This window comes from Massilia sp. LC238 (genome assembly GCF_000735635.1).
Classification (GTDB): Bacteria; Pseudomonadota; Gammaproteobacteria; order Burkholderiales; family Burkholderiaceae_D; genus Telluria; species Telluria varians.
Window position 1 is genome coordinate 14,973 of record NZ_JNNN01000051.1, and the last position, 11,951, is coordinate 26,923.

Annotated in this window: 13 protein-coding genes; 7 read left to right on the top strand and 6 right to left on the bottom strand. The window is 67.1% G+C overall.

Annotated features, from left to right (window positions below; translation table 11 throughout):
• Positions 1-18: 18 nt before the first annotated feature.
• Positions 19-1,179 carry a tyrosine-type recombinase/integrase gene (locus tag FG94_RS13645; protein ID WP_036212498.1) on the bottom strand — a complete coding sequence of 387 codons (1,161 nt, stop codon included), beginning with the start codon at positions 1,177-1,179 and terminating at the stop codon, positions 19-21.
• A gap of 107 nt (positions 1,180-1,286) precedes the next feature.
• On the opposite strand from FG94_RS13645, the gene FG94_RS13650 reads away from it, so the two are divergent.
• On the top strand, positions 1,287-1,730 hold the full coding sequence (locus FG94_RS13650; RefSeq protein WP_036212499.1) for a DUF411 domain-containing protein: 444 nt from the start codon (positions 1,287-1,289) through the stop codon (positions 1,728-1,730).
• Between the two features lie 64 nt (positions 1,731-1,794).
• Positions 1,795-2,133, top strand: coding sequence for a hypothetical protein (locus tag FG94_RS13655; RefSeq protein ID WP_051996657.1), 339 nt, complete (start codon positions 1,795-1,797; stop codon positions 2,131-2,133).
• Here FG94_RS13655 and pnuC read toward each other — a convergent pair.
• Both pnuC and FG94_RS13665 read right to left on the bottom strand, forming a co-directional pair.
• Positions 2,130-2,723 carry a nicotinamide riboside transporter PnuC gene (gene pnuC, locus FG94_RS13660; protein WP_036212520.1) on the bottom strand — a complete coding sequence of 198 codons (594 nt, stop codon included), beginning with the start codon at positions 2,721-2,723 and terminating at the stop codon, positions 2,130-2,132. The genes FG94_RS13655 and pnuC overlap by 4 nt on opposite strands.
• 93 nt (positions 2,724-2,816) lie before the next feature.
• Positions 2,817-3,317 (bottom strand): pyridoxamine 5'-phosphate oxidase family protein, encoded by a 501-nt coding sequence (locus FG94_RS13665; protein WP_036212530.1) that lies wholly within the window; start codon positions 3,315-3,317, stop codon positions 2,817-2,819.
• 159 nt (positions 3,318-3,476) lie between these two features.
• Here FG94_RS13665 and nadB point away from each other — a divergent pair, with 159 nt between their 5' ends.
• The 5 genes from nadB (at position 3,477) to FG94_RS13690 (ending at position 9,576) form a co-directional block, all read left to right on the top strand.
• Positions 3,477-5,105 carry an L-aspartate oxidase gene (nadB, locus tag FG94_RS13670; RefSeq protein WP_036212699.1) on the top strand — a complete coding sequence of 543 codons (1,629 nt, stop codon included), beginning with the start codon at positions 3,477-3,479 and terminating at the stop codon, positions 5,103-5,105.
• Positions 5,106-5,148: 43 nt separating this feature from the next.
• Positions 5,149-6,048 carry a DMT family transporter gene (locus FG94_RS13675; RefSeq protein ID WP_036212533.1) on the top strand — a complete coding sequence of 300 codons (900 nt, stop codon included), beginning with the start codon at positions 5,149-5,151 and terminating at the stop codon, positions 6,046-6,048.
• 120 nt (positions 6,049-6,168) lie between these two features.
• Positions 6,169-7,050: an NAD-dependent protein deacetylase gene (locus FG94_RS13680; protein ID WP_036212535.1), complete on the top strand. Its 882-nt coding sequence runs from the start codon at positions 6,169-6,171 to the stop codon at positions 7,048-7,050.
• A 91-nt stretch (positions 7,051-7,141) separates the two neighbouring features.
• On the top strand, positions 7,142-8,356 hold the full coding sequence (locus FG94_RS13685; protein ID WP_229445945.1) for a transposase: 1,215 nt from the start codon (positions 7,142-7,144) through the stop codon (positions 8,354-8,356).
• Between the two features lie 173 nt (positions 8,357-8,529).
• A complete protein-coding gene (locus tag FG94_RS13690) occupies positions 8,530-9,576 on the top strand; it encodes an alpha/beta fold hydrolase (RefSeq protein ID WP_229445946.1) in 1,047 nt (348 codons plus the stop codon).
• A gap of 1 nt (position 9,577) precedes the next feature.
• Here the strand turns inward: FG94_RS13690 and FG94_RS13695 are convergent, their stop codons facing one another.
• From FG94_RS13695 to nadA, 3 genes are read right to left on the bottom strand one after another with little or no spacing between them, the layout of a single operon-like run.
• Positions 9,578-9,901, bottom strand: a complete 324-nt coding sequence (locus FG94_RS13695; protein ID WP_229445947.1) for a hypothetical protein — start codon at positions 9,899-9,901, stop codon at positions 9,578-9,580.
• Positions 9,898-10,794, bottom strand: a complete 897-nt coding sequence (gene nadC, locus FG94_RS13700; RefSeq protein WP_036212537.1) for a carboxylating nicotinate-nucleotide diphosphorylase — start codon at positions 10,792-10,794, stop codon at positions 9,898-9,900. Before nadC ends, FG94_RS13695 begins: the two co-directional genes overlap by 4 nt.
• Complete coding sequence (gene nadA, locus FG94_RS13705) at positions 10,791-11,939, bottom strand: quinolinate synthase NadA (RefSeq protein ID WP_036212539.1); 1,149 nt, start codon at positions 11,937-11,939, stop codon at positions 10,791-10,793. Before nadA ends, nadC begins: the two co-directional genes overlap by 4 nt.
• Between the last annotated feature and the right edge of the window lie 12 nt (positions 11,940-11,951).

Here is an 11,951-nt window from a genome sequence, read left to right on the forward strand (position 1 = left end):
ACCCTCCCCGGCTGCGGCTCAGGGAACCAGCTTGGCGCCCGAACCGATGATCTCGTCGTGGCGTTCGTGGTCGCGCTTGTGCAGGTAGGCGGCGGTGGTCGCGATGTTGGCATGGCCGGCCGTGTCCTGCAGCGTCTTGAGCTGCACGCCGCTGTTGGCGTGGTTGGTCAGCATGCTGTGGCGCAGCCAGTGGGTCGAGGCCTGGCGCAGCGTGGCCGCGCTGTCGGCGTCGCCCTGCGCCAGCGCGCGGTCGGCGGCTGCCGCGAACACGGCTTTCAGTGCTTCGGAGGCCGCTTCGTCGGTGATGCGCACCGCTTCTTCCCTGCGGCTGGACAGCACCAGCGGCGTGCGGTCGGCGCGGCTCGCCTGCGGCAGCAGGCCGAAGGCCTGGCGGTAGTCGCGGTAGGCGGCCAGCATCGCCGGCGGCACCGGCAGGCGGCGCGGCTTGGCGCCCTTCCCCATCACGTCCAGCCACCAGCGCCCGTCGCCCTCGCTGTAGATGGCGCCCATATGGGCGCCGACGATCTCGTTCAGGCGCGCCCCGGTCTGGGCAAACGCGACCAGCAGGAAGCGGTCGCGCTCGCGCTGGCGCAGGCTGGCCGGCGTATCGGCCACGCGCGCCGCGACGGCGTCCAGCGCATGCGCGATCGCCTGTGGCGTCAGGTAGCGGGTGATGCGGCTGCCGTGGGCGGCGCGCACGTTGCGCACCAGCCGGGCCGGATTGCGCCGCAGGTAGCCGGTCTGCTCGGCATAGCCCAGCAGGCCCTTCACGGCGATCATGGCCTGGCGGCGGCTGGCATCCGACAGCGGGCCGGAAAACGGCCGGTAGCGCGGATCGTTGCGCGGCCACTTGGTGGTGGAGATCCATTCCGGCGGCGGGTTGCGGATGAATTCCTTGTAAGTGTTCAGGTCCGCCACCGTCAGCTGCCGGAAGGTCTTGCGCGCCTCTTCGCGGCACCAGGTGAGGAAGCGGTACAGCTCCTTCTGGGTGTTGGCGATGGATTTCGGGCTCAGCTCTCCCTGGCCGATGTATTCGCGCGCCAGCTCGGCATCGCTGCGCGCATCGGTCACCGGCTCGTCCCCGACGCCGCGGAACACGGCGCCACGCGCGCTGGCCGCCAGCCGCAGGGGCGAGTCTTCGGGAAGCGGGTCGAGGTCGATCGGGAGGAAGCTGGGCATGTTGAATTGATACTGTGTTTTTATACAGTATAGCATCCGGTGGCCGGGCCACCAAGTGTGCGGCTGAGGCATAATGCGGGTTTGTTCCCCTCGATCCTGGAGTCACCATGTTCCTGCGTTTCATTCGCCAAGCCGGCGCCGCCACCCTCCTCGCCCTGCCGCTCGCCGCCAGTGCCGCGCAACCCGTGATCGAGGTGTACAAGACCGAGTACTGCGGCTGCTGCAAGGAGTGGATCAAGCACCTCGAAGCGAACGGCTTCCAGGTCAAGGCCCAGAACGTCGCCAATCCGTCCGACTACCGCGAGAAGTTCGGCATCCCGGCCGAATACGGCTCCTGCCACACCGGTCGCGTGGGCGGCTATGCGGTGGAGGGCCACGTGCCGGCGGCCGACATCAAGCGCATGCTGGCGGAAAAGCCCAAGGCGCGCGGCCTGGCGGTGCCGGGCATGCCGATGGGTTCACCCGGCATGGAAGGCGCGCGCAAGGATCCCTACGAGGTGCTGCTGGTGAAAGATGGCGGCAAGACCAGCGTCTACAAGCGCTACGAGTAACGATGCCCGCGCCGGCCCTGCGGCGTCATTGGCATAATGGGCTACCAGCATCGAGGAGCCCGATATGAGCAACCAACCGCAGAACGACCCATCGACGACACTCGGCGTCGGCGGCACGACCAGCGACCAGCAAGGCGCGACGCCCAGCCACGAGACCCAGCAGGAAACCGGCGGTAGCGGCGGCGACGGCTTGAGCCGCAACCAGTCCGGCGAGACCACCAATGCGCCGAGCGGCGCCCCGGCCACAAGCGGGCACGTCGAGGCCGAAGGCAGCGCCATGACCAACATCGGGCGCGGTCCGCAGGACACCCGTCCGAACCAGGCCAGCCCCACCGGCCTCGGCCTCGGCACGCCGGAAACCGGCGGCAACCAGAGCGAGGCCGACCTGCCGCCCACGCGCTAGGCCGTTTCCCGCGCCGGCACCATCGACGCCGCCGCATTGCGCGCGGCGAGCTTGCGCCACCAGATCCAGGACACGATCGCATTGACCCAGAAGCCGGCGTACAGCAGCGCCGTCAGGTGCAGTCCCCGGCTGGCGTAGAGCGGCACGGCGATGCTGTTTACCAGCAGCCAGACCGGCCAGTTCTCGATGCGCCGCCCCATCATGAGGAGCTGGGCGATCACGCTGAACACCAGAACGGCGGAATCGACGAATGGCGCGTAGGCGTTCGTGTAGTGGTGCAGCAGCGCGCCATAAGCGGCTGTGGCGGCGACACCCGCCGGCAGCATCCACAGCAGCGTGCGGATGCCCGCATGGGTCACCGGCAGTGGCGCCCCTGCCCGACCGCGCAGCCAGCGCCACCAGCCGAGCAGGCTGGTCCCCACAAAAAACACCTGCAGCACGACGTCGGCGTACAGCCTGTGCTGCGCGAACAGGACGCCGAACAGCGTGCAGCCGATGATCCCGGTCCACCAGGTATGCACGCTGTTGCGTCCGGCGAGCACGATCGCCACCGCGGTAAAGGCATTCGCCCCGATCTCGAGCGGGCTCAATGCGCCGCCCCGTGCCGCAAGTCTCGCCCCATGGATGGCTCCCCAAGAAATGATGAGCACTATAAGCGAGCCGGCCGGGGTCGGCAAGGGTACTTACATGCGGATGGTCCCGTGGTCGGCGTCGACGTCCGGCGTGGTGCCGGTCACGGCCGCCTTGGCCATGGCGAACATGCGCACCATCTTGCTGTCGTTCGCATCCCAGTATTCGGCGGCGTGCGGCAGCACCCGCACCAGCACGACGTGCTCGTCCTCGGGCCCGGCCGGGAACCAGGCCTGCACCATGGGGTTCCACAGGGCGTGGATCCGCGTGCGGTCGACCACGCGCTCGGCGTGGCCGCTGACTGAGACCCAGGTGCTGTTGTCGGGATCGGCGAAGCTGACGTTCACCTCCGGCTCGTGGGCGATGTTGTCCCACAGCTCGGTCGTGGTGCGGGTGTAGAACCACAGGGCGCCTTCGCCGTCGACCTGCTGGTTGGTCATCGGCTGGCTGACCAGGTGGCCGTTCTGGTCACGGGTCGTGAACATGGCGAAGCGCATCGAGCCGATCTTCTCGGACAGCGCGGCCGCGTGCGCCTGGGCGTGTTGAGCTGACATGGCAATCCTTTCATTAGGTGGAAAGGCGATCCTAGCGCCGCTTCAAAGGCCCATCCGTGCGTCCGCGTACAGTGTCCCGCCCTTGACCCACCGGCCCCTCCCTGACGCGAGCTGGCCAAATCGACTATAGTGATGCTTCTGTACAAACCTGACATCACCATGAAATTTGACGTCGCTATTGTCGGCAGCGGTCTGGCCGGCCTGTCGGTGGCCCTGCACCTGGCGCAAACGCGCAAGGTTGCGATCATCTCCAAACGCGCCCTCCTCGACGGCGCCAGCAACTGGGCCCAGGGCGGCATCGCCGCGGTGCTCGATTCCAGCGACAGCCACGACCAGCACATCGCCGATACCCTGATCGCAGGCGCCGGCCTGTGCGAGGAAGCGGCGACCCGCTACATCGTCGAGAACGGCCGCGCGGCGATCGAATGGCTGATCGAGCAAGGCGTGCCCTTCACCCGCGACGAATCAGCGGAACTCGGTTTCCACCTGACCCGCGAGGGCGGCCACAGCCAGCGCCGCATCATCCACGCGGCCGACGCCACCGGCCATGCGGTGCAGGTGACGCTGGAGCAGAAAGTGCGCGCGCACCCGAACATCGCCTTGTTCGAGCACCACTGTGCGATCGACGTTATCACCTCGGACAAGCTGACCGGCAAGGGCGTGCACGGGGGCGCCCCGCACCTGGTGGGCCAACCGCGCTGCTATGGCCTGTACGTACAGGACGAGCAAAGCGGCGAGGTGCTCGCCTTCGAAGCCGAGCACACGGTGCTGGCCACCGGCGGCGCCGGCAAGGTCTACCTGTACACGACGAATCCCGACACCGCCACCGGCGACGGCATCGCCATGGCCTGGCGTGCGGGCTGCCGGGTGTCGAACATGGAATTCATCCAGTTCCACCCGACCTGCCTGTACCACCCGTATGCCAAATCCTTCCTGATCACGGAAGCGATCCGCGGCGAAGGCGGCCTGCTCAAGCTGCCGCCCGAAGCCGGCGCCGCGGCCGGGACGCGCTTCATGCCGGCCCACGACGAGCGCGGCGAGCTGGCCCCGCGCGACGTGGTGGCGCGCGCGATCGACTTCGAGATGAAAAAGCGCGGCCTGGATTACGTCCACCTCGACATCAGCCACCAGGACCCGGAATTCCTCAAGGAGCACTTCCCGACCATCCATGCCCGCTGCCTGGAACTGGGCATCGACATCACCAAGGAGCCGATTCCGGTGGTGCCGGCGGTGCACTTCACCTGCGGCGGCATCGTCACCGACCTGGCCGGCCGCACCGACATCCCCGGCCTGTACGCGGTCGGCGAGACCGCCTGCACCGGGCTGCACGGCGCGAATCGCCTGGCCAGCAACTCGCTGCTCGAGTGCGTGGTGATCGGACGCGCATGCGCGCACCAGATCGCGGCCGCGCCGAAGATCGAGAACCCGGTGCTGCCGCCCTGGGACGAGTCGCGCGTGACCAATGCCGATGAAGAGGTGGTCATCGCCCACAACTGGGACGAGCTGCGCCGCTTCATGTGGAACTACGTCGGCATCGTGCGCACCACCAAGCGCCTCGAACGGGCCCAGCACCGCATCAAGCTGCTCAAGGAAGAGATCGACGAGTACTACCGCAACTTCCGCATTACACACGACCTGCTGGAGCTGCGCAACCTGGTCGAGGTGGCGTCGCTGATCGTCAACAGCGCACTCTCGCGCCACGAAAGCCGCGGCCTGCATTATTCTCGGGACTTCCCCGACACCCTGCCGAAGGCCCTGCCGAGCGTGCTGACGCCGGAACGCCGTTGAGCTTCACAAGGCTGGCCCGCGGCTGCGGGCAGTCCACCATGCCATGAATCGCCCCACCCTCACGCCCTCCACCATTCTGCTCCTGACCGTTCCCCCGGTGCTGTGGGCGGGTAATGCCATCGTCGGGCGCCTGGTGCGCGACGCGGTGCCGCCGATGACGCTCAACCTGATCCGCTGGACGATCGCGCTGGCGGTGCTGGTGCCGCTCGGGCGGGCGGCGCTCAGGCACGGCAGCGGCGTGCTGGCCAACTGGCGCCGCTACGCCATGCTCGGCCTGCTGGGCGTGGGCCTGTACAACTCGCTGCAATACCTGGCCCTGCAAAGTTCCACGCCGATCAACGTGACCCTGGTGGCTTCAGGCGTGCCGATCTGGATGCTGCTGGTCGGCCGGCTGTTCTACGGGGTGCCGGTCAAGCGCAAGCAGATCGTCGGTGCGATCCTGTCGATCGCGGGCGTGCTGGTGGTGCTGTGCCGCGGCGACATCCACGGCCTGCTGCAGCTGCGGCTCGTGATCGGCGACCTGTACATGATCCTGGCCACCATCGCCTGGTCTTTCTACAGCTGGATGCTGATGCAGCAGAAGGACGTGCCGGGCCTGCGCGCCGACTGGGCGGCGTTTCTTCTCGCCCAGGTCGGCTATGGCGTGCTGTGGTCGGCTGCGCTGGCGGGCGGGGAATGGGCTTTGCGCGACGTCGCTATCAGCTGGAGCTGGCCGCTGGCGGCTGCCCTGCTCTACGTGGCGATCGGCCCGGCGATCCTGGCGATGCGCTGCTGGGGTGCGGGCGTGCAGCGTGCCGGGCCGAGCATCGGCGCCTTCTTCATCAACCTGACGCCGCTGTTCACGGCCCTGCTGTCCTCGGCATTTCTCGGCGAGCCGCCGCACCTCTACCACGTGCTGGCCTTCGGCATGATCGTGGGCGGCATCGCGGTCTCGGCACGCTAGGCTGCGCCTTGCGAAAACGGGATGGCGCATCCATCTCGGCTTCATTGTTTAGCCAGGGTATCGTGTTTCTGTCCGCGCACGACGGATGCTACCATCCCAGCCAATGGAGGATCACGCAACATGGCAGCAGTTTTACCCGTTCGAGACCAGGTTGAGGCGCTGGCCGAATTCCTGGAACGGTATCCGCGCGCGCTGGTGCTGACCGGCGCCGGCCTGTCCACCGCCTCGGGCATTCCCGATTACCGCGACCGCGACGGCACCCGCCGCGGCCGCCAGCCGATCCAGGGCCCGGAATTCCGGCGTTCGGTCGACATCCAGCGCCGCTACTGGGCGCGCAGCATGGTCGGCTGGCCGATCATGTCGAAAGCCCGGCCGAACGAGGGCCACCGCGCGCTGTCGCGCCTGGAACAGCACGGCAGCTTCGGCTACCTGCTGACGCAGAACGTCGACGGCCTGCACCAGCAGGCCGGCAGCCACGCCGTGCTCGAACTGCACGGCAACGTGCACAACGTCGTGTGCATGCATTGCAAGGCGCAGTTCCCGCGCGCCTTCGTGCAAACCCTGCTGAACGAGGCAAATCCCGAACTGGCGAATGTGCTCGCCACGCCGCTGCCGGACGGCGACGCCGCGATCGAGCCGGACGCCCTCGAGGACTTCCACTTGCCCTTCTGCCTCCATTGCGGCGGCGCGCTGGCGCCGGATGTCGTATTCTTCGGCGACGGCATCCCGCCACCGCGTACCGCCTGCGCCCTGGCGCAGATGGAGGCGGCCGACGCCTTGCTGGTGGTGGGTTCGTCGCTGATGGTGTATTCGGGCTTCCGCTTCTGCCGCATGGCGCAGGAGAGCGGCAAGCCGATCGCGGCGGTGAACCTGGGGCGTACCCGGGCGGACCACCTGATCGCACTCAAAATAGAAGAGTCGGCCGAGCGGCTGTTGCCGCGCGTCGCCGACCTGCTCCACGCGGAGGAGCCGGAGGAGCTAGACTCTATTCGAACCCTATAGGGATAGAAGCGTCCAATTATGATCATGGAAAGCACGTTGGGCATCGGTCAGGCAGCCAAGCGCCTGGGTATTACGGCATTGGAGAGCCACCATGCTGCTGGCGCACCGGATCAAGCTTGATCCCACGCTGGAACAGCACGACTATTTCGCGCGCGCGGCCGGCACCGCGCGGCGGGTCTGGAACTGGGCGCTGGCCGAATGGCAACGCCAGGTCGCGGCTGGTATCAGGCCCAAGGCGATAGATATCAAGAGGCAGTTTAACCGCATCAAATATCTTGACCCCGACTGGCTCGATGCCGAAGGCCAGCCGTGGCTGCGCAATATCCACCGCGATGCCCACGCCCAGCCCTTCGCCAACCTGGCAAAGGCATGGCGCCGCTATTTTGAGCAGCGGCGCGCTGGCAAGCCAGCCCACCCGCCGCGCTTCAAGAAGAGAGGCCGGTGTCGCGATGCCTTCTATGTCGCGAACGACAAATTCCGGCTGGTCGGCGCCAAGGTAGTGCTTCCGAAGGTGGGCGCAGTCGCCCTGTGCGAATCGCTGCGCTGGACGGGGAAAATCCAGGGCGCGAGCGTCGTGCGCGAGGCCGATCACTGGTTCTTGTCGATCCAGGTCGACGTGAGCGAGATTGATGCGCGCCTGCGTCGTACTGGCGACGGGGTCATTGGCATCGATCTGGGCGTGAGCTGTGCCGCCACTTTGTCGACTGGTGAAAAGGTCCAGGCACCTCGCCCCTTGAAGGCAGCATTGCGGAGCCTGCGCATTCGCTCACGCCGGCAGTCGCGCAAGCTGGAGGCTGCCGAGACCATCGCCGGGATCAATGGCCGCATCCCGAAAGCTACGCGCTTGCCGGTATCGAAGAACCGGACCAAAGGCGCCAAAGGGCTGGCGCGTCTTCACGCACGCATCGTCCGCGTGCGCCAGGATTTCACCCACAAGCTGACGACCCGTCTCTGCCGCGAAAACCAAACGGTGGTGATCGAGGACCTGAACGTCAGCGGCATGCTGGCCAACCACAAGCTGGCGCGTGCCATCAGTGACGTTGGCTTTCATGAAATCCGGCGCCAACTGCGCTACAAGGCGGCGCGCTACGACACCAAGATCGTGCTTGCCGACCGCTGGTATCCGTCGAGCAGGCTGTGTTCGGGGTGCGGGGTGCGCAAGGGCGAGCTGGCGCTGGGCGAACGCGTCTGGACCTGCGGCAGTTGCGATGCGTTTCACGATCGCGACGTGAATGCGGCTATCAATCTGCAACGGCTCGCCACCGGCGCCCTCGCGGCGCGCACGGCGCTACCCGTGGCGGGCTAAGTGGTAACACTTGGCGCTGCCGCCGGCTCGGTGCCGGCGGCAGTCGGGAAAGTAACGTCTGTCAGGGACGAGCACGGTCAGCGGGACGGCTCGGGGCAGGAAGGGAACGATGCGCACATTTGCGCACGTTGCTGATAGCAGTCACATTCACTACTCGACCACAGGAGGATTTTGTGACCAAGAGCTACCGCACGACAACAACGAGCAGCACGGGTTCCAGCGGCCTGCGCACCGGCGCCATCCTGGCCGCCATCGGCCTGGCCGCATCCTTCTTCTATGTCCGCGCCAAGACCGGCCAGGCCGAGCGCGACAATCCACCGCAGGGCAAGTTCGTCGAGGTCGACGGGGTGCGCCTGCATTACGTGGAACGCGGTTCCGGGCCTACCCTCGTGCTGCTGCACGGGAACGGCGTCTATTCGAAAGATTTCGAAACGAGCGGCCTGCTCCGGCGGGCAGCCGAGCATTACCGTGTGATCGCAATCGACCGGCCCGGTTTCGGCTACAGCGACCGTCCGCGCAGCACGCTATGGACTCCGGACAAGCAGGCGACCCTGCTGCACCGGGCGCTCGAGCAGATCGGCGTGGAATCGGCCATCGTGCTCGGCCACTCCTGGGGCACGATGGTGGCGCTCGCGATGGGTTTGCAGCAGCCCGACTTCGTGCGCGGGCTGGTGCTGCTGTCGGGTTACTACTACCCGAGCATACGCCTGGATGTGCCCACGCTGACCCAGCCGGCCATACCGGTCATCGGCGACGTCTTGCGGTATACGGTGTTGCCACTGGTCGCGCGGGCAATGTGGCCCGGCATGGCCAAGCGCACCTTCTCGCCCAGGCCGGTCGACCGGCGCTTCGATGCCTTCCCGGTCTGGATGGCCCTGCGGCCGAAGCAGCTGCGCGCCGCCGCGGCCGAGACCGCGGTCATGATCCCCGCGGCGGCCTCGTTGTCGAAGCGCTATGCCGAGCTGAAGGTGCCGTCGGTCATCGTGGCCGGCACCCAGGACAAGATCGTCGATGCGGGTCACAATTCCGAGCGCCTGAGCGAGCGCCTGGCCCTGAGCCGGCTCGAACTGGAGCCTGGCGTGGGGCACATGACGCACTATGCGAACCTTGACAAGGTGATGGCGGCGATCGACACGATCGCGACCCAGGTGGGCGAACCGCTGCATCTGCGCTCGCCCGAGGCGGAAGCCCTGGCGCGGGCGAGCGAGAGTGGCGTGTAAATCAGCCCTTGAGCACGTACTTGATGATGATGCCGGCCATGAGCGCGGCGAAGATCACCAGCGACAGGCCGCCGTGCAGCGCCGGCGAGCCGATCGATACCTGCGAGGTGCGCGGGTCCATCTCCATGCGCACGGCCTTGCCGAACATGACCGGCCGCAGGAAGCCGCGCACGCCCACCAGCACCATGCCGATGCCGAAGCACAGGTCGGCGGTGCTATTGGCGTTCAGGCCATTGGCCAGTGTCGGCAAGCCCAGCACCAGGCCGAAGACCAGCCACAGGATGCGCGCACCGGTCGAGATGCGCAGACGGCTCCAGTCCATCATGCCGCCACCTCCTTGATCGCACCGACGATCCGCAGCGAATAGTCGGTCGCACGCACGTCCTTGGTCAGGCTGCCGACCGAGATGCGGTCGACGCCGGTTTCGGCGATCGCCCGTACCGTGTCCATGTTGATGCCGCCGGAGGCTTCCAGCAGCGCACGGCCGGCGTTCACCCGCACCGCCTCAACCATCATGTCGAGGTCGAAGTTGTCCAGCAGGACCGACTTGACGCCGGCCACCAGCGCTTCTTCCAGCTGGGCGATGGTCTCGACCTCGATCTGCACCGGCGCGCCCGAGTTCAGCGCCTCGGCCGCCTGCAGGGCGCGGGTCACGCCGCCCGCCGCAGCGATGTGGTTTTCCTTGATCAGGATGCCGTCGTACAGCGCCATGCGCTGGTTCTTTCCGCCGCCGACACGCACCGCATATTTTTGCGCCAGGCGCAGGCCCGGCAGGGTCTTGCGGGTGTCGAGGATCGCCGCCTTGGTGCCGGCAACCGCGTCGACATACTTGCGGGTGGCGCTCGCCACGCCCGAGAGCAGCTGCATGAAGTTCAGCGCCGCACGCTCGGCGGTGAGCAGCGAGCGCGGGCAGCCTTCGATGGTGCAGACGGTCGAGTCCTTGGCCATCAGGTCGCCTTCGGCATACTGCCAGGCGATCTCGATGTCCTGGTCGACGGCCAGCATCACGCCCTCGAACCAGGGCGCGCCGCACAGCACGGCCGCTTCGCGCACGATCACACGCGCCTGCACGCGCGGCTCGCTTGGGACCAGCATGCCGGTCAGGTCGCCGGTGCCGACGTCTTCCAGCAGCGCCGCCAGGATGTTGGCTTCAAAGCTGGACTGCAGCTTCTCGTCGAATTGGGCGTCAAGAATATAAGGATTACGCAGGGTCGTCATGCGGGGCCGACTCCGTTGAACAGTTTGGTGTTCTGCTCGAGCGCACCGCTCGGCAGGGCCTGGGCCTTCTTGGCGGCGGCGAAATCGAGCATGCGGTCGATCGCGCGCTTGGCCTGGCGGCCGATCTCCGGGTCGACGTGGACTTCGTTGGCGCCGCTTTCCAGGGCGTCCGCCAGGTTCTTCAGGCCGTTCATGGCCATCCACGGGCAGTGGGCGCAGCTCTTGCAGGTGGCGCTGTTGCCGGCGGTGGGTGCTTCGATGAAGTGCTTGCCCGGGGCCGCGGCGCGCATCTTGTGCAGGATGCCGTTGTCGGTGGCGACGATGAAGGTCGTCGCCGGCAGGTTCACGGCGGCGTTGATCAGCTGGGTGGTCGAGCCGACCACGTCGGCCTGGGCCACCACCGAGGCGGGCGACTCCGGGTGCACCAGCACTTTCGCGTCCGGGTATTCAAGCTTGAGCAGATCGAGTTCGACGCCCTTGAACTCGTCGTGCACCAGGCAGGAGCCCTGCCACAGCAGCATGTCGGCGCCGGTCTGCTTCTGGATATACGAGCCCAGGTGGCGATCGGGCGCCCACAGGATCTTCTTGCCCTGCTCGTGCAGGTGCTTGACGATGTCCAGGCCGATCGACGAGGTCACCATCCAGTCGGAGCGCGCCTTCACGGCGGCGCTGGTGTTGGCGTACACCACCACGGTGCGGTCCGGATGCTGGTCGCAGAAGGCCGCGAACTCGTCGGCCGGGCAGCCTAGGTCGAGCGAACAGGTCGCGTCCAGGTCCGGCATCAGGATGGTCTTCTCCGGGCTCAGGATCTTGGCCGACTCGCCCATGAAGCGCACGCCGGCCACGACCAGGGTCTGGGCCGGGTGGTCACGGCCGAAGCGCGCCATTTCGAGCGAATCGGAGACGCAGCCGCCGGTTTCCTCGGCCAGATCCTGCAGCTCGGCGTCCACGTAGTAGTGGGCCACCAGCACGGCATTGCGTTCCTTCAGCAGGCGCTTGATGCGTTCCTTCAGCTCCGCCTTTTCGGCGGCGCTCGGCACGGCGGGCACGCGCGCCCAGGCTTCGGCCGTCGCCGGGTTGATGCTGCAGGCCTCGCCGACCTGCGGGCGGTCGTATTCGTAGGTCTTGATCGGTGCGGTGATCATGCGGTCGGGTCT

Excerpts from the sequence above, each read along its gene's own strand:
- FG94_RS13685 (WP_229445945.1), top strand. The coding sequence starts at position 7,142 with ATGCTGCTGGCGCACCGGATCAAGCTTGATCCCACGCTGGAACAGCAC.
- FG94_RS13645 (WP_036212498.1), bottom strand. The coding sequence starts at position 1,179 with ATGCCCAGCTTCCTCCCGATCGACCTCGACCCGCTTCCCGAAGACTCG.
- nadC (WP_036212537.1), bottom strand. The coding sequence starts at position 10,794 with ATGACGACCCTGCGTAATCCTTATATTCTTGACGCCCAATTCGACGAG.
- FG94_RS13655 (WP_051996657.1), top strand. The coding sequence starts at position 1,795 with ATGAGCAACCAACCGCAGAACGACCCATCGACGACACTCGGCGTCGGC.
- FG94_RS13665 (WP_036212530.1), bottom strand. The coding sequence starts at position 3,317 with ATGTCAGCTCAACACGCCCAGGCGCACGCGGCCGCGCTGTCCGAGAAG.
- FG94_RS13675 (WP_036212533.1), top strand. The coding sequence starts at position 5,149 with ATGAATCGCCCCACCCTCACGCCCTCCACCATTCTGCTCCTGACCGTT.
- FG94_RS13680 (WP_036212535.1), top strand. The coding sequence starts at position 6,169 with ATGGCAGCAGTTTTACCCGTTCGAGACCAGGTTGAGGCGCTGGCCGAA.
- FG94_RS13650 (WP_036212499.1), top strand. The coding sequence starts at position 1,287 with ATGTTCCTGCGTTTCATTCGCCAAGCCGGCGCCGCCACCCTCCTCGCC.
- nadB (WP_036212699.1), top strand. The coding sequence starts at position 3,477 with ATGAAATTTGACGTCGCTATTGTCGGCAGCGGTCTGGCCGGCCTGTCG.
- nadA (WP_036212539.1), bottom strand. The coding sequence starts at position 11,939 with ATGATCACCGCACCGATCAAGACCTACGAATACGACCGCCCGCAGGTC.
- FG94_RS13695 (WP_229445947.1), bottom strand. The coding sequence starts at position 9,901 with ATGATGGACTGGAGCCGTCTGCGCATCTCGACCGGTGCGCGCATCCTG.